This window comes from Pseudomonas sp. Marseille-Q1929 (assembly GCF_017316265.1).
Lineage (GTDB): Bacteria > Pseudomonadota > Gammaproteobacteria > Pseudomonadales > Pseudomonadaceae > Aquipseudomonas.
In genome coordinates, this window is the sequence record NZ_JAFLWU010000029.1 from 1 (window position 1) to 23,944 (window position 23,944).

The 23,944-nt window shown below is 57.5% G+C and carries 11 protein-coding genes and 1 pseudogene; 6 read left to right on the top strand and 6 right to left on the bottom strand.

The genetic code is table 11. The features are described 5' to 3' along the window. Positions 1 to 211, top strand: a pseudogene (locus J1G37_RS29080) (thymidylate kinase); the annotation flags it as partial. A gap of 314 nt (positions 212 to 525) precedes the next feature. Here J1G37_RS29080 and J1G37_RS24170 read toward each other — a convergent pair. Further along, on the bottom strand, positions 526 to 810 hold the full coding sequence (locus tag J1G37_RS24170) for a hypothetical protein (protein WP_207045822.1): 285 nt from the start codon (positions 808 to 810) through the stop codon (positions 526 to 528). Between the two features lie 196 nt (positions 811 to 1,006). On the opposite strand from J1G37_RS24170, the gene J1G37_RS24175 reads away from it, so the two are divergent. After that, the gene (locus J1G37_RS24175) at positions 1,007 to 1,660 is read left to right on the top strand and encodes a hypothetical protein (RefSeq protein WP_207045824.1); all 654 of its coding nucleotides are present in this window, start codon (positions 1,007 to 1,009) and stop codon (positions 1,658 to 1,660) included. A 230-nt stretch (positions 1,661 to 1,890) separates the two neighbouring features. Here J1G37_RS24175 and J1G37_RS24180 read toward each other — a convergent pair whose 3' ends face one another. Both J1G37_RS24180 and J1G37_RS24185 read right to left on the bottom strand, forming a co-directional pair. After that, a complete protein-coding gene (locus J1G37_RS24180) occupies positions 1,891 to 2,433 on the bottom strand; it encodes a hypothetical protein (protein WP_207045826.1) in 543 nt (180 codons plus the stop codon). Positions 2,434 to 2,785: 352 nt separating this feature from the next. Further along, entirely contained in the window at positions 2,786 to 4,120 is a 1,335-nt protein-coding gene (locus J1G37_RS24185) for a hypothetical protein (protein WP_207045828.1), read from the bottom strand. A 294-nt stretch (positions 4,121 to 4,414) separates the two neighbouring features. Here J1G37_RS24185 and J1G37_RS24190 point away from each other — a divergent pair, with 294 nt between their 5' ends. The 3 genes from J1G37_RS24190 (at position 4,415) to J1G37_RS24200 (ending at position 18,574) form a co-directional block, all read left to right on the top strand. Then, the gene (locus J1G37_RS24190) at positions 4,415 to 11,677 is read left to right on the top strand and encodes a hypothetical protein (protein ID WP_207045830.1); all 7,263 of its coding nucleotides are present in this window, start codon (positions 4,415 to 4,417) and stop codon (positions 11,675 to 11,677) included. 2 nt (positions 11,678 to 11,679) lie between these two features. Further along, positions 11,680 to 17,919, top strand: a complete 6,240-nt coding sequence (locus J1G37_RS24195) for a hypothetical protein (RefSeq protein WP_207045832.1) — start codon at positions 11,680 to 11,682, stop codon at positions 17,917 to 17,919. A gap of 67 nt (positions 17,920 to 17,986) precedes the next feature. After that, positions 17,987 to 18,574 carry a hypothetical protein gene (locus J1G37_RS24200; RefSeq protein ID WP_207045834.1) on the top strand — a complete coding sequence of 196 codons (588 nt, stop codon included), beginning with the start codon at positions 17,987 to 17,989 and terminating at the stop codon, positions 18,572 to 18,574. A gap of 203 nt (positions 18,575 to 18,777) precedes the next feature. Here the strand turns inward: J1G37_RS24200 and J1G37_RS24205 are convergent, their stop codons facing one another. Continuing rightward, positions 18,778 to 20,391, bottom strand: a complete 1,614-nt coding sequence (locus J1G37_RS24205; protein ID WP_207045836.1) for a methyl-accepting chemotaxis protein — start codon at positions 20,389 to 20,391, stop codon at positions 18,778 to 18,780. Positions 20,392 to 20,531: 140 nt separating this feature from the next. Here J1G37_RS24205 and J1G37_RS24210 point away from each other — a divergent pair, with 140 nt between their 5' ends. After that, entirely contained in the window at positions 20,532 to 21,740 is a 1,209-nt protein-coding gene (locus J1G37_RS24210) for a multidrug effflux MFS transporter (protein WP_207045838.1), read from the top strand. A gap of 153 nt (positions 21,741 to 21,893) precedes the next feature. On the opposite strand, the gene J1G37_RS24215 is transcribed toward J1G37_RS24210, so the two are convergent. Continuing rightward, positions 21,894 to 22,808: a tyrosine-type recombinase/integrase gene (locus J1G37_RS24215; RefSeq protein WP_207045840.1), complete on the bottom strand. Its 915-nt coding sequence runs from the start codon at positions 22,806 to 22,808 to the stop codon at positions 21,894 to 21,896. 108 nt (positions 22,809 to 22,916) lie between these two features. Then, complete coding sequence (locus J1G37_RS24220; RefSeq protein WP_207045842.1) at positions 22,917 to 23,717, bottom strand: hypothetical protein; 801 nt, start codon at positions 23,715 to 23,717, stop codon at positions 22,917 to 22,919. Between the last annotated feature and the right edge of the window lie 227 nt (positions 23,718 to 23,944).

Sequence of the window (23,944 nt, forward strand, 5' to 3'; positions counted from 1 at the left end):
GGTGACGGCCCCGGAGATTTCATGGGCGCGGGCAGCGGGGCGAGGGCGGGGGTTGGGGAGTACGGTGATTCATCGGTTGGAGGAGCAGGTGGCTTGTACGGAGGCGTTTGAGAGGGTGGTTGGGGAGCAGGGGTGGGTTTTGTGCAGGAATGAAGGGTCGATTGAGGAGGCGACGGTGGTGGTGGTTTCAGAAATCCTCAGAATGTTTTGATGCCCTATAACTGCAGGCAGCGATTATGCGAGCGGCGTTTGCTGGGTCGAGGAGAGCTTTGGAGCGTGTGAGCGCGGGCAGATAGTCGCCAGTTGACTTGCCCAACTGGCGGGCCATGCTTCTGCCCTCCGCACTAGAGCGTCGGGACCTTGCGAGCGCTTTCGCAGGCTTCCATAGTTGCATCGATCATAAGCTGTCGAGGCGTAACATTCAGTTTGTTCGCAGCAGCGTCCAGTAACGCTCTCTGTCTAACGCCAAAGCTGATGCGGTACACCTTGTCCGCGATCGCTCGGGGTGGGGTTTTACGAGCCATATCACTTCCCCCCTTCGGCCAGCACGCGCCGGGCCTTCGCCAGCGTCGCTGTTCTAACAAGATGGTTTACGGTAATGCGACCACCGTAGCACTCCTCCATCAGATCGAGCTGGATGTTTATGGCACTCGTTTGATCCTTATCAAACGCGACGTGCTGTACGCGCTTCGCTTTGAACTGCGTCGGCAGCTCTTGAGGCGCCGCTTTAGCATTGGGCTTCGATACCTTTGGTACCGTGATCTCCGTCGCTGCTAGATCAGCAGCGATTTGAGAGTTGAATATCGTCATTTTCCACCTCTGCGGAGCCTGAGCCCCGGCTAAACAACTAACAAATTGGGCGGCCAATCTAAACAGACGAGCCTTGCCCCGTGTATGGGCTCATCATCTCGCGAATGTGCTCTATGCGTGCCCTTTCCCAACCAGTAAACTAGCCTCAGACAAAAATGTCACCTGTTTTTTTTCGTATGCGAATTGGGGTGTAAGCGTGACTGAAAGCAAAGTGAAGAAGGCGATTAGTATCCGTTTCGATCCGGCCGAGTACGCCAGCTATGCTGCAATGGTGGAGAGTGCCGAGATGTCAGTGAGTGACGGCTTGAGATTATTGGTTGCAGAGAAGCTTGCCCAGGCTGAACAAGTTGACATGACAGGCTTGGAGATCTGTTGCCAGTTCAAATGGAAAGCGATCGACAGCGCATTCCCTGAACACGTGGCGAATTTGCTGCTTGAGGTCAAAGCACCAGGCGGAATTTCGGAAGGCCTCCTACAGCGTCTTGTGTTCGTCCTTCCCGAATTTTGGACGGATGCTGGGTATGAGCATCTCCGCATTGACTCAGCCTATTTTCATCGCGTAACTGATGACTACCACTATAAGACAAGCACCAAGGCCAAGAGGAATGTGATGAGCTTTCATCTGATTGATAGCCACTGGAGAGGGGCGGTTTTTGACTATGGAAGCGGCTTGAGCAGGCAGGCTAGAGAAGCTCGAATCATTGAAGCATTAACCGCTCACATTTCGCAGACAATACGGTGCTATCTCATTGATCATCTGCCTACTGCACGAGTGCTGCCGGAAGAGCTTCACAGGGAAATGATCAGCGTCTATGACAAGGAGCAAATCACCAACTTGATGAAGTTATGAATTGATTTAACGGCTTTTCGCAAAGCGATGGGTAGTCAGGATCGCAAGCAAATGTGCCGCGTCTGTGTTGTAGGCGCGACACCTTAGCTTTAGTTAAGAGCAGACGGCCGGGGCATGCATGGGGGATACCGTTGTAATATGACATTTAACATAATATACATTATGCGTACCGTCCTATGCGTAGCTGAGGGCTCTGTGTGGTCAGATTGGAAGCCTGGCCAAGGCCTTGATCAATCTCCTGCAGCTCGTGCCTGCACCTCAGTGATGTAATCCAGAACGAACGGATCCTGAGAACCTTGCTGCTTGTAATAGCTAACCACGTTGGCCAGCGTCCACCGCAGCAACCTCATCAGCACCGGGTCGGAAAACTTCCAGCTGCTCGACTCGTACTGATACCGGCTGTTGGTGAACACGTCGCGGTATCTCTCGAAGGAATCTTCCTGGCTGTTCAGGGCCAAGCTGCAACGAATCGCTTCGGGCATCACATGGAACAACGTCAACAGATCGTGCTTATCAGGCGTTTTACGGATGGTTTTGCCGACGCTTTTCAGATGTTGGTGAGCCGCGGCCAACGCTACAGAGTCGAGTTTGTAGGTCTCGCCGGATTTATTTTGATGTTGGTCAGGCACGGAAATAAAGCTCTTGAGCAGGATTTCCATACCGATCGCCGCATTAACCATGGAGACATGTGGGAGGTTTTGGGCGTCTAGAAGCTCGGCAGCCTTGAGATAACTATGGACGCTTTCGAGCATCCAGCCTGGAAAGTGATTCATTTAACAGAGATCCTTAAAGATGCATGCCATCGGAACATAGCTCACCAGGTGGGCTACCCTACCCTTATTATATAATCATGAGGAATAACTATGCTAAATAGTCATTTAGTTTAGTTATATCTTGCAAGCCTCTAAGTAACTGTTCTCTCGTGGGGAACACATGTTCATGACTCCTGAAGAATGCAATAGGTCATTGGCTGTGTGCCATCTCCAAGTAGAGCCGTTCTGCCCTGCCCCGGCAATCCATATTGCGATTTCGCCATTGCTCCGCCCAAGCATCAAGCAGTGCAACGGGTTTTATCGGCTTGCAACGTTTGGTGTCCCCGTCCCCTTGGCTTCACAATAAAGCGCGTCATTTCCCGCTTCTATTCTCAAGCAATTGTTTGCCTATGCCATATGCCGTGCCGCTGATGCCAAGGAATATCAGCCAGGTTGAGTCAAATACCGGGTAACTGAGTTGTTGCTGAACATGGAAAATACCCACCACCAACAGCAAGATATTCACTACGACTGCTTGATAGCGATGCAGTTGTCTTTGTTCGTCGAAGCCGGTCAGCAAGTCGTACCAAAATCCACGGGAGGGTACGTAGTCCCGGCCGTTATTGGCGTTGCGGTCGGTGATCCAGGAAACTCCAGCGGTGGTAACGCTGATGCCCAGCAGGGCCAATAACGAGCCGTCTATGCGGCGTAAATCGCCGTAAAGCAACCAAAGGAACAGCCCGGTGGCCACGGCAAAGGTGAACCACAGCGCCATTTGCGTACGACTCAGGCTGTAGGACGCACGCAGGGGCTGCCATCTGTATTTTTGCAGTGCCAGGCCGACGGTGGTCGGCACGATCTCCGCCTCTGAAGGGGGCCGTCCTGCCAGCGCAAATTCGGCCAGATCGTCGTACGCCGATTGCGGCGTGGAGTGGTAGTTCGGATCTACCTTTGACAGGAGCTCTTTACGTGCCTCCTCGTTGGAGATGTCTGCGAGTGCTTTTTTCAGCCTATGCGCATTGCTCCACCAAGTCGGAATCGCAGAGTCCGGCGCGTCGCGCAGTGTGTCTGTGGCAATGCCGATGTAGACGATGGCGCCTATGGCAAGGAGCACTAGAACCAGTGCGATGCCCATTCGGGAAACGGTAGTGATGCTGACGGTAGCACTGATTGTTGAGCGCACAGGCAGCATCGGCATGGCACCGTTGTCGTTGGCGCGCCAGCCCAAGGCCACGTTGAGCCTATGCGGCTCCAACAGTGCGCCATCCGCATAGAGCACTGACCACAATTGCTGAGTTTCAGCGCCTTGGCGGATTCGGTATCTCAGTACAAAGTTTGAGTCGACCTGTTCTCGAGCGACAATAGATGCGTCGTTGGGTAATGCGACACCGTTAAGAAACAATATGAACTGGCCGGGAACGCCGGCGTTGCTGGTGACGACATTTTCGAACTCTGCTTTATTTACCGCGATGATCAAGTCACCCGTACCGATCAGGTCGGCGGGCTTTTCTACGCCGTCGGCATGGGTACTTAGCCGCGAGCAGGCGGGAAGATTGGGATATGCCTTCTGCGGGTTGCTGCCGAACAAATCTCCATCGCTGACCAGCACACACTGGGTTTCCAGCGTCAAATTCGCCGCATAACCCTCGATACTGATAAGGCTCAACATCCACAACACACCCATCAATCGCCCTATCGATTTCGACATCTGACTGACCCTCCTTGTCTTCACCCGGGATGAGCGAATGGCAGTGTTCTTTGTTTTTACAGAATCGTTTCGAATGCTGCGCGGTCCTCACCCAGCGTAGTAACAGAAATCAAAGGTCGTCAAATTAATGCCGAAAACTATCTTCTCTTGCATCACGGTTCGCAAGCGACTGAACAGTTGGATAATTTTCACATAAAAAAATATGTCCCGTTTGGCTTGCTGGATGGAAACCAGCAACTACAGTTTTGGCTCATGGCGAAGTGTAGGCAAGGCCACGGATCAGGCGGGGGTGATATGAGCACAAACTTGATGTTCAAGTTATATGGAGACTTTCACTGGCCGCCTTCGCCGACGGTTGCGGCGTCGCCGACGCGCAAGCGTGGGTGCGTCGAGATCTACTATACAAAGCTCAAGAGTGGGCAATACGGAGCCTACCTGGTGTGGGTGCCAAGGGAGGTTTCGGGTGAATCGCTAAGCGAGATATCTGATGACTCCCCCTCCGTTTTCACGCTCGACTCTCCAGATGACTGGTTTGCGTCAACGTCGAACGCCAATAAACCAATCTGGGTTGAACGGGCTGAAGACCCACAGAAAGAGGTAGTGCTTTGTTTTCGAGGAGCCTACCTTTTTGAGCAGTATTCGCAGACCAGCCCAAAAAATAATCCCGAACTGCGCTGGCCACTGGTTCCTGAATATGGAACTGGCAAAAACACTGTGTTCTCTACGCTGACTATCAATCGTTCTGATGGCCTGCCCTCCACGTTAAAGTTTGAACTCGCCCTGCCATTGGCGGTGAACCATTCAAATGCGAATAGTTGGGCGGCGTTCCCGATCAGTGCGGTTTACTCCTCGAAAGTCGGCCTTGCCAGTCAGATCGGCCGACTTTATGCGTTTTACGGACGCGGGTTCAAAAATGGGAAGATTGTTGAGTACCCAATCGGCACAGCAGCCGCACAACGACTGGGCGAGTTTGATCTCGCTTCCGAAAGGAAGAGTAAAACCAGCTGCCTCTACTTTCCTGAAGAGCCTGAAGATCCTAAAGTTCCTAAGGATCCTCGCTTCTACTGGAACGCAGGCAACAAACTTGCTGGTTCGCTGTTAGCATCCGCAGGCCTGTCGCCATCGTTCGAAGGTGAATCCAGTGCGCCTTATGGGTATCTACATCTAGCCAACTCCGCCCTTGATGACAATGAACGCTTTACCTTGGGCTATCGGGCGAAAGCTTCCACCCTCACGCTTGGCACGATAGACGATGTCGAGGGCGTCGTTAAGCTCAGCGGTCCTGTTCATATTCATATTGCCCTCGAGTGGCAAATCACCAGCAAGGATCTCTGGACCCCGGAAAGTTGGTTGCCGAAGCTGTCGTTCCGTCTGATCTGGACGAGTCCGGTCAACAAAAAAGATTTTGCTTCAGCACCTGATCCCAAACTACCTTTCGCACGACGCCTGCTTGTGGACACGTTCAAGCAGGCAGCCAGCACACAAAAAAACCTACCGCTTATAGAAGGGTTGCAACCGCTCTCGTTTTTGCCGGACTTCAGCGTCTCCAAAGACAGTAAAGTGGCCTTCGTTCTTTGCTCTCAGCGGCTCTTGGCAAGCTGCGCGCAATACCACCAGGATCGCCAGCATTACCCGTTCATCAGTTGGCAAAGCGCCCTGCCTGCGCGCCTGAAACTGACGTTAGCCAAGCCCAACTTGATGAGTGCGGATGAATCACCTGAGGTTGATGAATCAACAAAAAATTCCCTCCCGCTTACAGCCACGCTTAACGGTTTCAGCAATACAGCGTTGACCCTCACCCTTAGCGGTGATGAGCAGTGGGCGCAGCAGGAAGCAGATTCGAAGGATGCTGGAAGCCCTTACTTTGCATCGTTTGCCCTGAAGGTGGAGAGTGTTGACAACGACACTGAGGGGCGAATCGGTTCGCTTCTGTTGGATGTGCCGGCTTACGTAGCGAAGAAGGACAAGGACGACCTAGGATTTTTGCGCACTGCAGGGCGAGCGTTGGGCGGTCGGCATGCTCGGCGCTACAACGCCAATGGCCAACTCAACGCGTCACTGTCCTTGACTCTCCCCGTCTCCCGAGTAACCCCGATCGCCACCGACGTAGCCCGAACCGACCGTAGCGGCCGCCCTGCCCCGCTATTGATCAGCCTGGAGCCAAACGAACCCACTAACTCTGCGGCCACGATCAACTATTTCCTGAAAGCCACAGAAACCTTCGGCACCGACGAAGACCGTTTGCTCACCGTTGCCTTGCTGGATAAGAGCCAGGCCCAGGGCGCACGCGATTACCTCCTGCTATCCGAACAGCCCTACTCCATCCTGCGTTTCCGCCAAACCCTGCTGGGCGCACGCGGCAGCGCGGCGTCAGCTGAAGTGGCGATCTACTCCAGCGATGACCGCCTCTGGCAGTACCGCAACACCACCCCGCTCTACCATTTCATGCTGCCACCGCAGGCATTCGGCGAGAGTGCCGACAAGCCTCGGCGTATGGAGTTGCATGACCGAGATGTGCTGCCCGCAAACGGCGCTCCCCCCACGCCCTATCCAGAAAATGTTGAGCCACGTGGTGACGTACTGCTGCGCCACGCCGTGCAATTTCGCCTCACACCTTCCACTGATCTGTGGATCCAGCCCAGCGATGTCACACGCGGCTATTTCATTCCTGAACAGGCCAGCTACGAGCTGTTTCGCCAGCGTGGCGAGTACGGGTTGGGCGCTGCAGTGGCCGGTTTGCGCAGCGAGTTTCTGTATGGGCTTTCGGTAGGGGTGGACGTCAACAGTGAGCGCTCGGTCTCCCGATTTACCCGGGTAGCGGAAATCAGCGCGCTCACCGGCGATATTGTCGGCTCAGCGAGCAAACCCCGGTCTGACCAGGACATCGCCAAGCGCTGGAACAAGCTGTCGGCGGTAATTGCCAGTCGTCCTGAGCGCTTGGAATTGTGGGCGCGCGACCCGTCTTCGCCGGTCGATTTCGCCCCGGCTCGCTTCGCCGAAGGCACCCGGTTTGCCTTGCGAAATACCGCCTTGCATAGCCCCCCGTTGGTAGACCTGGACACGCCAGCCGCGCTGCCGGGGCTGGAACCCGGAGCGTTGCGTTTTCATGAAAGCGGCCTGCGTGGCGGCGCACTGTGGCCCATCGAATCGCTCAACCTGCTCAACACCCTGCGGGCCTTCCCCGAGTCCCGAGGCGGCACCCTGGAGCAGGTGGCGCTGGCGCCTTTTGGCGGCGATGCCGCGCAAAAGGCCGAGTTCCTCAATGGCAACGTCAAGGTCATCAGCGAAACCCGCAACGGCTACGTGGAGCGCCACAAGATCGAAGTGATGGGCCGCATCGGCGCATTCTGGCACCGGGCCAAACATGTGGTGGTGTTCGAGCGCACGGTAAACCCCTCCGCGCAGTTCGCCCCGGCACATGACGAGAACCCCCAAACCCGTTCGCGGCGACCGGTTCTGCGCAAGGTCAGCGAGTACATCGAGCTGCTGCAACCCGAGCGCCTGTATCCGGACTTCCCCCAGGCGCAGGCACGCAGTAGCGGTTTTCTGGATCGGGTGCGTTTCAACTCGCGCATCATCAACGTGGACAGCGCCTGGGGCAGTGACGTCGGCGATTTCGGCTGGCAGATCCCGCTATGGAACCGCGGTGCGGCCAAGGAACGGCCGCAGGTTTACAGCATGCCGGATATTGCCTTCGTCACCGTTGCCGAAGGCGATGGCGAGAACGCGCTGGTAGCGCAGGAATGCCAGGACCCGGATCTGTTGTACTTCTTCGCCGAATTCAATGCCCGGGTCAACGACACCGATGTGTGGCAGTCCCGGGTCGGTATCGACTACGCCAATTTGCCGTCGGCACAGACTATCAGCAAGGCGGTTGAGCCAAAAACCGCACACGACACGGACGCGCGTCGCCCGGCTGTCAGCCGGATACTGCCAGGCGCCCGGCGCTTTACCTGGCGTTTGGCGCCGGCAGCGAGCAAGACGGCAATCAATGCCGGGCGTGCGCAGACGCCGATTTATGTGGGGGTGGAGTCGGTTAGTTTTATGCGGGCGGGGTTGGCGCAGCAGGCGCAACAGCGCTTCGAACCCTTGGCGGCAATCGCGAAGGCGGCGCTAAAAACCGCCCCTCCGGGGAATATCGGCTTTTGGGGAGGCGACGAAGTTCCAGCGGTCCTGCCTGGTGAAGAAGTCGGGACATTGGCTGAGCTGATCAAAAAGGTACAGGGCAGTACGGACCTGGAGCAGGCCAAGCTTGGCTGCGCCGAGCTAACTTCTTTTTGGGCGGGGCAGGAATTAGCGAGCAAGTTGGGAGTAGCGCTCTCAGGCCAAGCGCAACAGCTCGCAGCGGCTGTTGGCGACACCAACCTGCGTGGTCTTCTAAGCGGAGTCGAACTCCCCGCAGATATCCCCAATTGCCAGAAACTGCAAGCGAAAGCCATTGCACAGGTACGCAGCAAGTCGATGCTCGTGCGTACGATGCTGCATGATCGGCGGACTAAATTGGACAAGCTCGTCGATGGCCTGACAGCAACGACGAAGAACGAAGTTATCACTAATCTGGCCTCGGGAATCGAGGCGTCGCTAAACCCCTTGTTCAAAGAAGCCAGCAAAGACGTCGGCGATATCCGTGCAGGAACCGAAAAAGCCCGTGGGATTCTATTGGCCCTGAGCGCTGATGTCGAAACAACGTTCTCCCGAGCGCTGACTCGATTAGACCAGCTGCAAGCGTCTTATGACCGCAATAAACCCTGGTCTGTCGAGCGCCGGCGCGCGTTTCAAGCTGACTGCCAAGCAGCCGTCAGCAACGTACGCGGCGATATTGCAGGGGCTATTGATGAGGCGCGCCAACGACTGAGCATCGAACTCGGCGACTTCTGCCAAGTGGTTGCCAGTGAAATGGGACGCAGGCTTGCACTGTTCGCCATGCCTGAAGCTACCGTTTTTACATCGTTGACTAGTCTGAATGAATTCGTTGGTAAAGAGCTCGGCAGTTTTTCCGCGTCACTGAATCTAGCCCGGTCAGAGCTGTTCGACAGACTTGAAAAGCAAATCGGAGCCGCCAAAGAGGCCGTCGAGAAAAGCCAACTGGGCAAGCAGCCTGGGGCTGACCAAAACACTGAGCAGGCGTTAAAAAACGACCTGATCAAGTGCCTCGACGGCTTCACCGCAATGGTCATAGCGGCAGGAGTCTCTGTCACTGATCAGACTAACGCTGCTAAGGATTTGCAGGCTAGTGTCCAGGAGAAAGGGTTCGAAAACGTGCTCGCCAGGGTGCTGAGCCTCGGCACCGACTGCAGGACGATTCTCGAATCGTTACGGTCGGCCAATAGTCAGCTAAACACGCAGTCGCAAAAACTGCTGGACAGTCAATATGGGGCGTTGAAACAGACATTGGCGTCCTGCTGGTCAATAGTTTCAACGCCAGTCGAGGACCTTGAAGGGTCGATGGGGCGTTTGCTGGAAGTGCAAACGCTTGACCGCTTTGTTCAGTCTTCAACCGAGTCAATGCGCGCCTTGTCGCGGGGTGTATTGAACGAATTACACGGTTTCGACACTACGCTAAACCAAGCGGCAGGCGACCTATCAGAAAGTTTCGGCGCACTGCAGAACTTACTGAACCCTGAAGCGCTCCTTCATACGGTGGTGATGGAAGGGGTTGTGATACCCGCGCTGACGGAGTCGTTGGCCCTGCTTCCCGAGACATTAACTGCGGTGCCGCGTGCAGAAATAAAACGCGCGATTGCTCAACTGGCTGACGACGTAGGGCAGCGCCTGGACCGGTTGGACATTAACGCGGCGGGCTATCTGGGCGATATCTCAGCGCTCTGCGGACAATTCAGCGGAGGGCTCAAGCAGGTTGAAGACCGGCTGCTGAAACTGGCGGGGCAGCAAACGGATTACTTCAAGGGCTTGCTTGCTGAAGCAAAAAGCGATTTTGAAAAAGCCTATGGCAGCGCAGGTGCGACTATCGAGGACATAGTAAAAGCCGTCAAAGCCTTTGACCGCGGCGTACGCGAGTTGCAAAACGATCTATCGCGCACCGCCGAAGACGCCCAACGCTACGGCGACCGCCTGCTCGCCACCGCCGGCAGCCTGCTTGGCGGCAACCTGATGGCTACACCCAGCAACGTCCTCAAGCTTTACTCCGCCGTTACCTCCGCCCCCGAACTGGCCGGTCTGAAATCCGATATCGAACGCATCCGCGCCAATTTCGATGAGCTGTCTGACGTTATCGACACCACTGAAGCCACTGCCCTGCTCAACCGCATGGGCGATGAACTCAAAGCGTTGGGGCTCAGTTTTCCCTACGACAAGATCAGTAACCGTCTGCTTCCTGCCAGCCTGCAAGGCATGGACCTGGGCAAGCTCTTTGGCAATATCGGCGGCGCCAATCTGGGCAAGCTGTTCAAGGGCGAAAAGCTTAGTGACAGCCTGCGTGACGCGATCCGTCTCACCCACGACTTTGATCGCCAGCAGGCAAGGGCCTGGGTGCAGGTGGACATCGACGCACCGATGCCGGGCCGGCATACCTTGTTTGCCATCGGCCCGTTCCAGTGTGATTTCGTTGATATGCGCATCGTCGGGCAGGTGCGCATAGACGCCTCGAAAGACAGCGATGAGGTCAGCCAGAGTGGCTACGGCCGCCTGGGCGCAACCCTGGATATGCTGGTCAGCGGACAGTCGATGGTGCGCTTCGAAAAGTTCGCCTTGAACTTCAGCCGCGAACACGGCCTGAAAGTCGACTTCGACCCGAACAACATCCGGCTCAACCCGGCCTTCCAGTTTGTTCAGGATGCCCTCCTCGGCCTGTTCCCCGATGCAGTCGGGCCGATGACCGTGATCAAGAACAACGGCATCCCCATCGGCGTCGAGCATGAATACGCCATGCCGGTCATTTCTGCCAATGCCGGCACCAGCGGCATCTCCAACCTCTCCATCGAAAACCGCTTCCGGCTGATCGCCCACCCCGACTTCATCTTGGCGGATCGCTTCAGCCTGTCGCGGCCGGAGCGGCCCTTTATCTTTTCGCTGTTTATTTTGGGGGGGACCGGCTTCGTTCAGATCGAAACCGAGTACCGGCCATTCGACGCTCAGTTGTCGGTGACGGTTGACGCGGCTGCGGGTGCGTCGGCGCTCCTGGGGTTCTCCTGCGGACCGTTTTCCGGGCAGGTGTTTATCACCCTCTCGGCGGTGCTCACCTACCGCAAAATGATCGGCCAATCAGGCGGCGGGCTGTCGGTCAGCGCCTTGCTGGTGATTGCCGGCAACGTCGATGTCATGGGCATTGCCACGGTGAGCATCTACGTCACGTTGCGCCTGGCCTATCGCGACAACGGCCAGGTCGACGCCGACGGCAGTTTGTCGGTGACCATCAAGATCTCGAGGTTTTTCTCGATTCGTGCGCGCGCCAATGTGCGCTATCGGTTGCGTGAAGGCCGTGCGCAAACCCAGGTCAGTGCGGATCTGGATGTGGATGTGGAGTCCGATTCCAAGATAAAAGAGGCCGCCGAGAAGGCGATAACGGATGCCAAAAAACTTCAGGGAATGATGGTGTAGCCATGACATTGAAAAAACTTCTGTATTGCCTTGTGGACCCTGAGCCGCTCGGATATTACGCGGAGTCTGGGGCTGATGCGGTGAATCTGAGTTTCGAATGCTCAGGCGATGTGCCGACAGACGTCGCGGAGGCAAAAAAACCGTACGAAAGTTTCCTTCAGTTTGTTCAGGGGCCGATCAGCTTCGTTTCCTACCGGGTTGACGCTGCTGAGCTGGCGGCCCCTGTTCCCATCAAGACCCAACTCCCCGCGGCTGCGTTACCCGTGAATAACGCGCTGTTCAATTGGCTTGAAAAGCGTGCGACGAGTGACCGCTTTTGGGTAGCGACAGGTGACAGTGCGGAAGTTGAGGTGGATGAGGTAGGTGCAGGATCACTGTTACGTGCTGCGCAAGCGTGGAATGCCCCGGTCGGTCATTCCCATGGATTGACCTATGTGATCTGGCGGGATCTCGAAGCGGAGACAGCGGCGGACAGCAACGCAGTTAATCCACGGCGAGTCATCGTCCCGATTGTGGGAGAGGCTCCTGATTCCGTGTTGCTTGGCGACGACGAACACCACGTTGATGATGAGCAAAACACACTTGAATTCAAGCACTCCCTTGGCAGCAAAATCCCCTCACTGTTTTGTCACACCGTTATTTTCTCTAAGACGGAAGCTGAAACCGATGCTTATCCTTTTATCAAGTCCGGCTATTTAAAGGTCAACCAAGAGGCCGCAGGGCTGCACCGTTTACTGAATGGTTTTGAACAACGCGCCGCCAGCCTGCTCGCTGTAACTCCTGCACTATTGCCACCCAGCGGTGCGAATAATCCAGGCGAAGACGACTATAAGAATCTATACAAGCGCGACGAGAACGGGAACCTGCCGGCCATTTTCACGTGGGCGGCCATTACCGGGCTTCTGACGCAACTGGACGCCTTCGTGATCGCCCTGCTCCGCCCCCTGTCCAGTGCTGAAAGTGAGGGCGCTCTACTTGCGCCGCTGATTACGACGATCATCGATGCGATCAATCACGCCAATGCTCCTGCCAACCCACCGGCTGCTGTCACTGCGCGTCTGACGGTACCAGAACGCAGAGGGGTTGCCGAAGCGGTTCGCAACGCATTGCGGCACTCGCCGATCTTCACGGCATCCGATGAACACCCCCCATCCCGACTGATCCGTGCCCTTTCTGTTGCACACGAGCTAACCGGACCCGTGGATAGCGAGTCCAAAGTATCGCGAGCGTTGTTGCTGGCGCTGTTGGACGTAAAGAGGCCAGAGTACCCAGCGCTCGCGTTGAACAACGAGCGATACAAAGAACTACGGCTGGCGATTGGCGAGACCCCTGAGCTGACATTGCTGGAAAAGGCGCTTGCTACCCTGCAAGCCACGCTCTACACAGAAACCGGTGCGGAGTCGGCGATCATCCGGCTGTTCGAGAGCAGCGTTGACCCTGCCGGCAAAGAGTCCTCTGTCGGCTCAGTGATCGCCAAAGAACTAGACTTAAACGCGTCTGACGCACTTAAAAAGGCTGTTGGCGAAGGATGGGCACAGTACTGCGCGTTGTTGACCGGCGTCTTTGTAAATGGTGCCGATGCGGTACGCCACCTGTGCGGTCTGGAGTTTCTTACTGCGGTGTATGCCAATCCTATTTGGCACGGCGAAGACTCCAACAAAGTGAAGGCCGCTGAAGTGGCAGAACTTATCAGCAACGCCGAGTATTTTCGGGGTCGATTAGAGGTTTCAAGCAACGCAACAGAGGCACGGTTGTTTCACAAAATCTCTGACTGTCTGGTGAAAGTGAAGTCTGCACCGTTCATTGATCCGCTGCCCCTGACAGTCCTGGAAGAACATCTTTCCAAGGCTTACAACGCAGCCATTCGCACAGTTGGCGACCTGTCCGGTGAGCGCCAACGTTTTGTCCCGGACCTGATACCTCAACCCCTGCCAATGCAAATCGCCAGCGATGTGTCGGGTGATCAGCTTCAAACGTTTCTGAACGACTTTAATGGCATCGCCATCGCTATCAGTCGTAACGATTCGCCCGGTAACAGCAGGCGATTCGCCCATGCCAACCTCGCGGCGCTGACCTGGCCTGGGCAAGATCCTGGCCACGAAACCCTAAGCATCCAGCCCTTTCTACCCGTAGTGAACGACGGGCGCGGCCACGCCTTCATCGAGTACCACGGGGTGCCATTTGCGGATAGCAGCTATGCCCATTTGCTGGATGTGCCTTCAGATCCCGGGGTTACGAAAGAGCAGCCATCACGCGAGTCTTTTTACCAGGCAGGGCTGAGCAGTAAAGAGCCCCTTGAGCTGCCGCGCTTGGCCTATGGCTGCCGTTTTGAAAGTTTCGCCTTTGCAACCACCAATGCCGGCACCCTGCCCCTAACACTACAGGCCACATCGGCGCCCTGGTTACCTGGCCCGATCACGGCACCGGGTGAGGCATACATAGCAAAAACTGTGTATCAGCGTCGTACTGCCATCGGTGAAGTCGAGCTGGTTGAAGGCAAACTCGAGAAACCCGGCAACACCCAGTCGTTCTTGGCTGCACCCAAGGACCGACAGCGCATTAACCGTGCTATTTCTGACGTCGTTGCGTTGAGTAGCGACTATCCGCGAAGCAGCCTGGTTGCCAGCAAAAAAGGCCAGGCAACGCTGGATCTGTTTCGGGAAAGCGACGGGGCGGGCACCCTCTTGTTGCCGAGTGCCGGGCAGGATCAACCTTTAGAGCTGCGCTTTGCGGCTACGCAGTTCAGCGGCAACGGTCGCCTGTTTTTGCAAGTGGTACACGGCGTTCTCGGTACTCCAGACATCGATTCAACCGATCCGGAACTCGAGCTTACCGAGCAAGTGGCGGGCGCAGGTGCGTTCACGTTAACGCTTACGCAGGACGGCGCAAGTGTTCGTCAAGACAATGGGCCGGGAAAAGACTTTAAATTTCTTGAGCAAAAAGTAACCAGATGCTGGATACGGCTAGTGCTGGAGGCCGTGAACGGCGATTGTGCCCTGACCTTTGCAACACCAGAAGGTCCCAAGGGATCACGGCCGTCATCGCGCCTACTGCTACTGACGCCTCCCAGTGGCGACTGGCGGCCAGAAATTAAAGCTGAAGAGGTGACGTTTAAAGTCAGCACTCCGCGTGTCGGTTACCTCGACTTCCAGCGTTGGATGGCCAATAGCACATTGCGAGATGCTGCCTTTGGCGACGAGTCTCTGAAGTTCGTCAATGCACTGGAGCAGCTCTATAAAATACGTCATTTATCGCCGGCGCTTGCCCAGTTTTTCGACAGGCTTCCTGATCCAGCGGTAAGAGGTATCCGCTACACGTTGTGCGAAACAGACAGGTTGGTTGGCAAAGTCACCGCCACTCCATTGGTAGGAGAGGTCATGTGGGGTGAGTTAAAAACGACAGGCGAAAACTTCGTCGATCTTTGGCCGGCCCAGATGAACAACGCCATCAAAGCGTTAATGGACGGCATCGACAAAGCTTGCAGTTTCACGCTGACACTTGCCAGTGACTCGACCTGGTCAATGGCTCCGGAATCTAAAGACGTTAAATGCACCGTCCCCGCCGGTACGGTTGCACACCTCTCGATTGAGGCGCTGGTCCCCCAAGAACACTTCTCTGCGCCTGATGCCATAGATCTCGCCCCCATCCACGCCGGTCTCCTGCAATATGCGTCGGCCAAGTCTGGCAACCAGTACGCCTTCCCTCTCGCTGCGCTGTGCATCGAGACCATGATTGACAAGATTGCCAGCCAAAGCGATGCGATCAACCTGATCAAGGACGTGATCAGCCTCGAAGACGCCGGCAGCGCTCGGCGTTACGACATCGTCGCCGGCGCCCAGGAACCACCCGCCCAGTGGCGCCTTTACAGCCACGCCAGCGTTCATACCCAGCAATGGCTCTACTCCGGACGCCCGTTGTACCGCAGCCTCGAACCCAGGCAGCATGCCTTTCCCGGGAAACGCGCGCTCTCGGCAGCGCTGCGCGTCAACTCCGACGAAGCTGTGTACAAGTTCGAAAACGAACTGTTCTTCGATCGTGGCAACACTGACAGCGCCGACAGTGCGCCGAAAAAACTCGAACCGTTGCCGGCCAAAACCGTGTTGCATACCCAAACTTGGGATTCGCCGTCGGCCACCTACTGGCGCCACCGCTTTACCTTGAGATCCCGTTACGCCGGCGCGCTGATTAAAGGGGATCGGCGCGAGATCGAGGCGTTCCCGGGGTATGAAGAGAATTCCCCCGATGCCTATTACCTCGCCAAAACCTGGACGATGCGCGCGGTGATGCTCGCCGATCTGTCGCGGGTGCAACTTACCCGCCCTCAGTTGCGCGCACTGATTCCGCTGACCACCGCCATCGGCGGCGGCACCCCTTCGGTGCTGGCGGTGTTGCAGGAGCCACCACTGGCCGTTGGTGGCCTGGCCGAACGCACCACTGCCGAGCTGAAAACCGGGTTTGGTTATGGCGTTGAGACCGGTAGCCCATCGGTTGAAATATTGACCGCCCGCAAGGAAATCGGCCCCGACCCTACCCTCACCTACAGCGCCATGCCCGCAGTAGAAGCCGCCAACCTGGCGCTGATGGCCGAGGGGCCAATCGGCCTGACGTTCGATGCGCGCCATGCGGGGGCACCGGCCTTCGCCAATTCAATGTTTTCGTTAACGCCGGTCGCGTTGGATAACGAGCCTGTACGGGCCTTGGAGGAGCATTTCCTCGGGGTTACCTTGCAGCGCCATTTGGAACCGGCGTGGTTGTACACACCGGCCGATGCCAACACCGATGCTGTTGCCGTCATCGATCAAACGAATCAGTGCGATGCTTCCCGTTGCTGGTGGATCACGTACGAGCTGCCTGAGACAGAAGTCGCGGGACAAAACGTGCAACTCGTACAGGCTCACGCGCACGTCATCTTGAATCTGAAAATACAGGGCGAGCACCAGATTGTGCTTGAAATGAGCAAGGCTGCACTCGATGGTCAAGACGGTCACATCAAGCAGTTTGTCGAGCTGTGCGCACTGCGCCGCACCACCAAAATTGCGCTATTGCATCAGCCTTTGGCCGCTGGGCACTTCGGGCTGTCGATCTTTGTGGCACGTAAAGACGACATCAATGAAGGGCATTCTGGTGGCTGGCTGCGGGTGGCGAGCGTTGAATGGTCGGTGCCCGAGTCAAGCAGCGCGGCGACTCAGCTATTGCTTCCGATACAAGCTGAGCCACAGGCCACGGCGGCGAGCGCTGCCACCTTTATCGCCTGGACTCGGACCCACCGGGATTTTGCCAATTTGACCCTGCACGGCGGCGTCTCTGCGCGCGCCATGGCCTCGGATGTTGTGGCGAACGTGAGCGGGACTGCGCTGAGATTCCACTTCCCCCGCGACCCAGCCTTGCTGCACCTGACATCTTCAACCTACGCCACGGTCGAGCCCATCCACCGCCATCGCCACCTGGGCTTTATTTTGACCCGCCTGCGCAGCGACGACGGTCGACCTGTGGAGCAGTTTGAGCAGCACGGCCTGTTTGCCAGCGAGGTTGCCCAGCTCACTGGCGCGCCCAAAAACCTCGACCGTCTGAATGTGCGCCTCGTCGAGATCGAGTCTCCAGCGGTAGTTCTCTGTACGCGTCGTGATAAAACGATACCGTCTGAGTACCAGCAAGGTGTGCTGGACCTGGTTGCGACCGGGGGAACCCATTCCGACGCACAAAAAGTGAAGCTCTTCCTGCGACTCGCCGGCACCGACAGGCATATTCAGCAGTTCAGGGCGTTCACCATCAACATTGGGACCGTTGAAAACGTCTCTGAAACGTTGAAAATCGCTTTGGACTTCAATCAGTTCCCCTCGCTTAACCAAGGCGTTCGGTTGATCGAAATAGGGTGGTCCCAGAACCAGCTCTACATCGATCTGGTGGGCGCAAACGGCAAGCGGGAACGTAAACCACCCACCAATGAACAGCAGGCACTTGCCAAACAACTCATTAGCCATCGGGGCCTCATGGTCACAATCGATGCGCCTAACCAGCCGGACTGCTGGTGCGATTTGTCGGTGCTGCACAGCACAGCAACTACCAACGAGGCGGGTGACTACGCTGGGGTCATGGACCTGCGCTGGCTCTTCTCCCAGGACTCTGGCGAAGACATGGCTCAAGCCCTCCAACCCAGCGCAATGGCCATCAGGACCGAGGCACAGGCCCGGATCGTATCGGTGTCACCGCCGATACCAGTGGTGGATAAAATTTCGGAATAAATCAGTACCACACGTTCGCGGCTGCCCGGCCGCTGAAAACGGGTAACTCACTGACCAGGAGAAATACATGGCCACCCCCATCGCGTTGAAACTTACCATCGGCATTCCTAGTGAGGCCGTCTATTACGCTAAGTACACGTTCAGCGGCGGCATGAAGTGCAGCCCTAACCCGACAGTGGACCTGGACAAAGTCGGTGCCGGATCGCTGACGCCACCAGCGCTCGTATGGAGCGCCACCCACGAGTACGAGAATGCTGATGCACCGCCCGTCGCCGGCAAGCCTGACTGGTTTCGATCACTGCCCCCCGGTGTCAAGCCGATTAAGTCGGCGACGCTGCAACGCAATGCGGAAAACCTCGATGTGCAGTTTGTACAACTGGCAGGCGCTACACACGCGGTAAAGTTTTACGTGAATGGCGGCAATCCGTTGATGCCACCTATAACGCCGGACATTGATGCCACCATTACGGTCGGACTGCGCAAGGTCCCGGGCGGTATCGAGTTCTGCGTCGACGGCACGCATGACGGTTTTCCAAACTACGTGCTGCAGATAAACGGCAAGCCTGTTTATGAGTGGGATGCGGTCGCGAAGGGAAAAACACCGGGGGATTTAGCCTTCAGCGAGACCGTACAGATCCCATGGCGCCGCCTCTAAAGCTGGTGCAGTTCGCCTAGGGTGTGTTTACAGCTGGACGCCCGGCCCAACTAATCTCGCTGTCCGCAACATTTGCACGAGGGTGCGAAATACACCCTCTATTCGAGTGCGCTTTATAAAGCAGAAGTACTTGGACCAGTCCGACGTAGCGATTCCAATGAAGTACTACACCGAACACATCGTGGCGTTTGATGGGCGCCAACCTACAACCGAAACCGATCCACCGACTGCGAAAGCTCCCCCGCCAACGACGACAACTCGTCCGTCGTCGATGCCGTCGCTGCAATTACCCGGCTGTTACTCTCCGACATGCCCGCAATCATCTCCACCTGATGTGCAATTTCATTGCTGGCCAGGCTCTGCTCGCCAATCGTGCGGGAGATGTCGTTCACTAATTCCGTGGTATTCAACGTGGCTTGCAGAATCTCGCGGATCGCCCGTTCGACTTCTGCCGTCACAGCCATGCCTTTGTCCACCTGAGCGACGCCCTCCTCCATGCTGGTCACCGCTTCCCGGGTGTTTTGCTGGATGCGCCCGACCATGCTGGCGATTTCCTGGGTCGATGCGCTGGTGCGGCCGGCCAGGCTGCGCACTTCGTCGGCGACTACGGCAAAGCCGCGCCCTTGTTCGCCCGCGCGGGCTGCTTCGATTGCGGCGTTCAGGGCCAGCAGGTTGGTTTGGTCGGCGATGCCTTTGATCACCTGGATGATGCTGAAGATCGCCTCCGACTCCTTGTCCAGCGTGCGGATAACCTGGGCCGACTGCTGCGCCGAACGGGCAATGCCATCCATGTCGTTGACGACTTGGTGAATCACTCGGCCGCCGTCTTTGGCCAGGGCTTCAGCCTGGTTGGCCATCGCCAGCGCGCGGCCGGCATGCCGGGTGATTTCCTCGATGCTGGCGGTCATTTCGCTGGCCGCGGCGGCCATGGTGCTCGCCGCTGCGCTTTGCTGCTGGCTGCTTCCGGCCACTTCATGGCAGCCGTGGCTCAGTTGTTCGCTCATGCCATTGACGCCATGGGCGTTGCTGCGCACCACTTCGATCATGCCGCGCAAGTCGCGTTGCATGGTGGCGAGGCTGCGGATCAGCGCGCTGGCTTCGTCCTTGCGCGCGGGCTCGACGATGGGTTCGCTCAAATTGCCACGGGCGATGCTGGCGGCAATGCGGCTGGCCGTCTGCAACGGGCCCATGATGCTCTGGATTACCCAGCGGCCCTGAGCCAAGAGCAGCAACAGGCTGGCGATCAATACCGCGCCCAAGGTGAAGTTGGCGTTCGCAATGGTCTGCCGTGTGCCCGCGCTGGTCTGCTGGGTGTTGCTTTCGATCAGTTCGCTGAGGCTCGCCATTTGATCTTCAAGCTGGCTGAAGGCGCTGTTAAAGGTCGTCAATTGTTCGCGGGCGGCCTCGGGATCATTCAGGGCCAGGGCAACAATGCGCTCGCCAGTGCTGATATAGGTCTCGAGGCTGGGTTTGATTTTTTCCAGGTTCGCCTTGAGCGTATCGTCGAGCGGCAGCTTGAGGTTGTCCGCCAAGACCTGGCGAAAGTGCTCGGCGTGTTCCTGCAAGGCGCTGTTGACCTCGGCTTTGGTACTGGTGCTTTTACCCAGCCCCACCAACATGGCCGACAACACATCGGCGCGCAGGGCGTCGTGCATCATGTCGGCTTCCATGTGGTTGCGCAGGACCGTCATGCTCACTTCGTTGTCTTGCACGGCGTTGCCCATCTGCGCGTTTCCCACGTAACTGGCCAGGCTCATGATCAGCGCCGTGGCCAACCCGGTGGCAATCAATAGCATCAAGCGAAGTTTGATCGTCATGCTGGTATCCCCATGCCTGGCTGCCAGTTAGGCTGCGCCTGTAGTGTTATCGGCATCAACTGCTTGTTATTGAAGCCCAAGTTTGCGGATGTGCACGAATCCCTTAAGCTGACCGCCCCTTGCTCCACGCGGAACTGCCCATGTCTCGAAGTATCGCCCACCTCGCCCTGCTGCTGGGCTTGATCACGGCTGTCGGCCCCTTCGCCATCGACATCTACCTGCCCGCCCTCCCCACCCTCGGCGCCAGCCTGCACGCCTCGCCGGCAGCGGTGCAGATGAGCCTGACGGTGTTCTTCATGATCATCGGCGTGTGCCAGCTGTTCTACGGGCCGATCAGCGATGTGTTCGGGCGCAAGCCGCCCATTTATGCCGGGCTGGTGATCTTTGCGATAGGCAGCGTGGGCTGCGCGTTGGCGCCGACCATTGAGGTGCTGATCGGCTTTCGCGCCGTGCAAGCGTTTGGCGCGTGTGCCGGGATGGTGATTCCCCGGGCGATTGTGCGCGACCTGTACACCGGCCACGAAGCCGCGCGCCTGATGGCGTTGCTGATGCTGGTGATGAGTGTGTCGCCGATCCTGGCGCCATTGGCCGGCAGCCTGGTGATTTCGATCTGGAGCTGGCGCGAGGTGTTTGCGGTACTCGCCGTGGTGGCCGTGGCTTGCCTGGTGATGACCGTCGTGCAACTGCCCGAAACCCATCCTGCCGAGCGGCGCCTGGGCAAAAACCTGGGTAACGCGTTTGGCAGCTACGGCGCGCTGCTGCGTGATCCGGTGTTTACCGGCCTGGCGGTGGTCAGCGGCTTTGGGCTGGCGACGTTCTTTGTGTTTATCGGCAGCGCGCCGTTTGTGTACATCGAATATTTCGGCCTGACGCCTACGCAGTTCAGCCTGTGTTTTGCCCTGAACGCGGCGTCGTTTTTTGCCATGAGCCAATTGACTGCACGCCTCAGCGCGCGCTTTGGTTTGGCGCCGTTGATTCGCGGGTCGGTGATTGCGGTGACGGTGTTCCTGGCGGCATTGGCGATCACCACGCTGTGGATCGACAGCCTGGCGGTGATGATGACGCTACTGTTTATTGGCTTCGGGTTCCTCGGCTTGCTGCTGCCGGCGGCCGGGGTGTTGTCCCTGGAGGACCATGGCGCGGTGGCGGGTTCGGCGTCGGCGTTGCTGGGGGCGATCCAGATGATCGTGGCGGCGGTGTCGATGACGGTAGTGGGCGTGTTCGCCGACCATACGCCGGCGCCGATGTTGATTGGCATCGCGCTTTGTGCGGTGGCGGCGATGCTCACCACACTGTGGACGTTGCGCCGTTTGCCGGCGCATCTGGCGAGTGCGCCGCCCTCCTCCTGATCATGCACAAATCCCTGTGGGAGCTGGCTTGCCTGCGATGCAGACACCTCGGTATGTCAGTGAGACCGAGGCGATGCTATCGCAGGCAAGCCAGCTCCCACAAAAGCCAGCGCCCACATTTAGTTCTTCATTCGTTCATCAGCATTGCAGTACTTACAAATCAAACCGATCCACCGCCCGCCGCCGCTCGTTGTCCTCGCGTACGTCGTAGCTGGCGGTGGTCTGGATATTGGTGTGGTGCGCCAGTTTTTGCGCAATCGACAGGTCATGCTCTTCAATCACCCGCGTGATAAACGAACGGCGAAAGTCATGAGGCATGATCTTCACCCCCACCTGCTCACCGCGCTGGCGGGCGATGTAGTAGATCGCATGCTTGGTGATGCGCTCGCGGGTGATGTGGCTGCCACGCCGGATGCGGTTGAACAGGAAGGTGTCGTCCTGCTCGCCTTCCTTGAGGTGCTCGCGGCGAAAATCCAGCCAGGCCTGCAACTTGGCAAAGGCCCAGGCCGGCGCGTATTTGATCAGCTCCTTGTTGCCTTTGCCGATCACCCGCAAGCTGCGTTCTTCGAAGCTGATCTGCGCCAGGTCGAGGTTGACCGACTCCGACTTGCGCATGCCCGAGCCGTACAGGATGCCGATCACCGCCGCATCGCGCAGGCCCTGGGGGCGTGGGTCGGCGGCGCAGACGTCCATCATTTCGCGGATCAAGGTGCGGCGCAGGTTGCGGCCCTGGCTCAGGCGCGTGCCCGGCGCGGCCTTGACCGTGCGCATGCGCAACAGGTGTTCCTGGCTGATCAGGCTGAGGCGCCAGGCTTCATTCATCACCCCGCGCACGGCGTTCACATACAGCGATGAGGTGTTCGGCGCATAGCCGTCCTCGCGCAGGGCGGCGACCAAGGCGATCACGTGTTCAGGCTGGAGCAGGTGCCAGTCGATCTCTTCGAGGTTGATGTCCTCGAAGCCCAGGCGGTCGGCGGCGTCCTGCAGCACGTAGCGCATGGTCAACTGGCTGGAGGGCGCCAGGCGAGTGAGGTAGAGGGTCAGCGGGTTGCGGATGGACTCGGTCAAAATAGATCAGCCTTTGGATTAAATACCTCGAACAAGCCTTTGTTTAATCGAGATATTTAGTGAATTGGCGAAGGCCGAGTCTAACGCAGGAATGGCGGCGGCACAAAATCAGGGTGCCGTGTCATCGTCCTCTACCGGGTCTTGCGGCTGAGTCTGGGTCTGGCTCCATTCGGTGTCCTGCTTCTGCATCAGCGCGAACCAGTGCTGGCGCATAAAGGTCAGGTACGCCTCCGGCGCCTTGGCAAAGTCTTTCTCTTCGCTGTAGCAACCCGGCAACGGCAATTCGGTGCCCTGCTCTTTGTACTGGCTGACCAGCGCCTGCTGCGCGGCGACACTGCAATCCTTGGGCAGCGGCATGCCTCGCAGTGCGCCTGCGTCTTCGTCCCACCAGCTGGCGCCGTAGCGGTCGACGCCGCGCAGGCGGTATTTCTGTGACTTGCCCACGTGCATGATGAGCTTGAACTCATTGGGGCTGACGTCACTGGTACAGGTGCGCGAGTAACCCACGGTAGTTTGGGTGATGCCATCGCCGGACAGGTCGGTGACCTTGGTCGCGGCCCGGTCAAAGCGCAGTGAGGCGTCAAACTCGCAATGCTGCACGTCGTCGTAGAGCATCCACACGCGCTTGGGACGGTTGCCATCGATCAGGTATTGGGCCGCGTAGACAAACGCAGACTGGGTGCCATCGTCATCGCGCTCGCTGACCTGTTCGGCGAGCACCAGCAGGTTTTTGCCCTGGTGGTCGTCCCAGGTGTAAGCGGCGATCTGCTTGCCGCGCACTTCAACGCCGTCCGGCACCTGGTCGATGCTGGCCAGCGCTATTCCATCATCGGCCCGCACCGTGGTGACACACGCCACGGTCATCAACCACCCCATCAACACTGGCCGCAAAAGCTGCACGCTATTCATCCGATTACCCTGGCAAGAGAGCGCTTACTTTACCGGCACTTGCGGGGTCTTGCAGAGAAGATTCTTCAATAAGTGGCATTGCGCAGGGTTTAACCGAATGCCCTACTCAAGCGCCGGATCATGTAGCTGAACCCTGGCTGTCTACCTGTCAAATAAACGAGTTTTTCATCCGCCTTTCATATTCGTTCAACATTTTTACGCTTAGTCTTTAAGACAGAACTTCAGAA

What these genes read in the sequence shown, in the direction of transcription:
- J1G37_RS24170 (WP_207045822.1), bottom strand. Translation starts at nt 810, where the DNA reads ATGACGATATTCAACTCTCAAATCGCTGCTGATCTAGCAGCGACGGAG.
- J1G37_RS24205 (WP_207045836.1), bottom strand. Translation starts at nt 20,391, where the DNA reads ATGACGATCAAACTTCGCTTGATGCTATTGATTGCCACCGGGTTGGCC.
- J1G37_RS24195 (WP_207045832.1), top strand. Translation starts at nt 11,680, where the DNA reads ATGACATTGAAAAAACTTCTGTATTGCCTTGTGGACCCTGAGCCGCTC.
- J1G37_RS24210 (WP_207045838.1), top strand. Translation starts at nt 20,532, where the DNA reads ATGTCTCGAAGTATCGCCCACCTCGCCCTGCTGCTGGGCTTGATCACG.
- J1G37_RS24185 (WP_207045828.1), bottom strand. Translation starts at nt 4,120, where the DNA reads ATGTCGAAATCGATAGGGCGATTGATGGGTGTGTTGTGGATGTTGAGC.
- J1G37_RS24200 (WP_207045834.1), top strand. Translation starts at nt 17,987, where the DNA reads ATGGCCACCCCCATCGCGTTGAAACTTACCATCGGCATTCCTAGTGAG.
- J1G37_RS24190 (WP_207045830.1), top strand. Translation starts at nt 4,415, where the DNA reads ATGAGCACAAACTTGATGTTCAAGTTATATGGAGACTTTCACTGGCCG.
- J1G37_RS24220 (WP_207045842.1), bottom strand. Translation starts at nt 23,717, where the DNA reads ATGAATAGCGTGCAGCTTTTGCGGCCAGTGTTGATGGGGTGGTTGATG.
- J1G37_RS24180 (WP_207045826.1), bottom strand. Translation starts at nt 2,433, where the DNA reads ATGAATCACTTTCCAGGCTGGATGCTCGAAAGCGTCCATAGTTATCTC.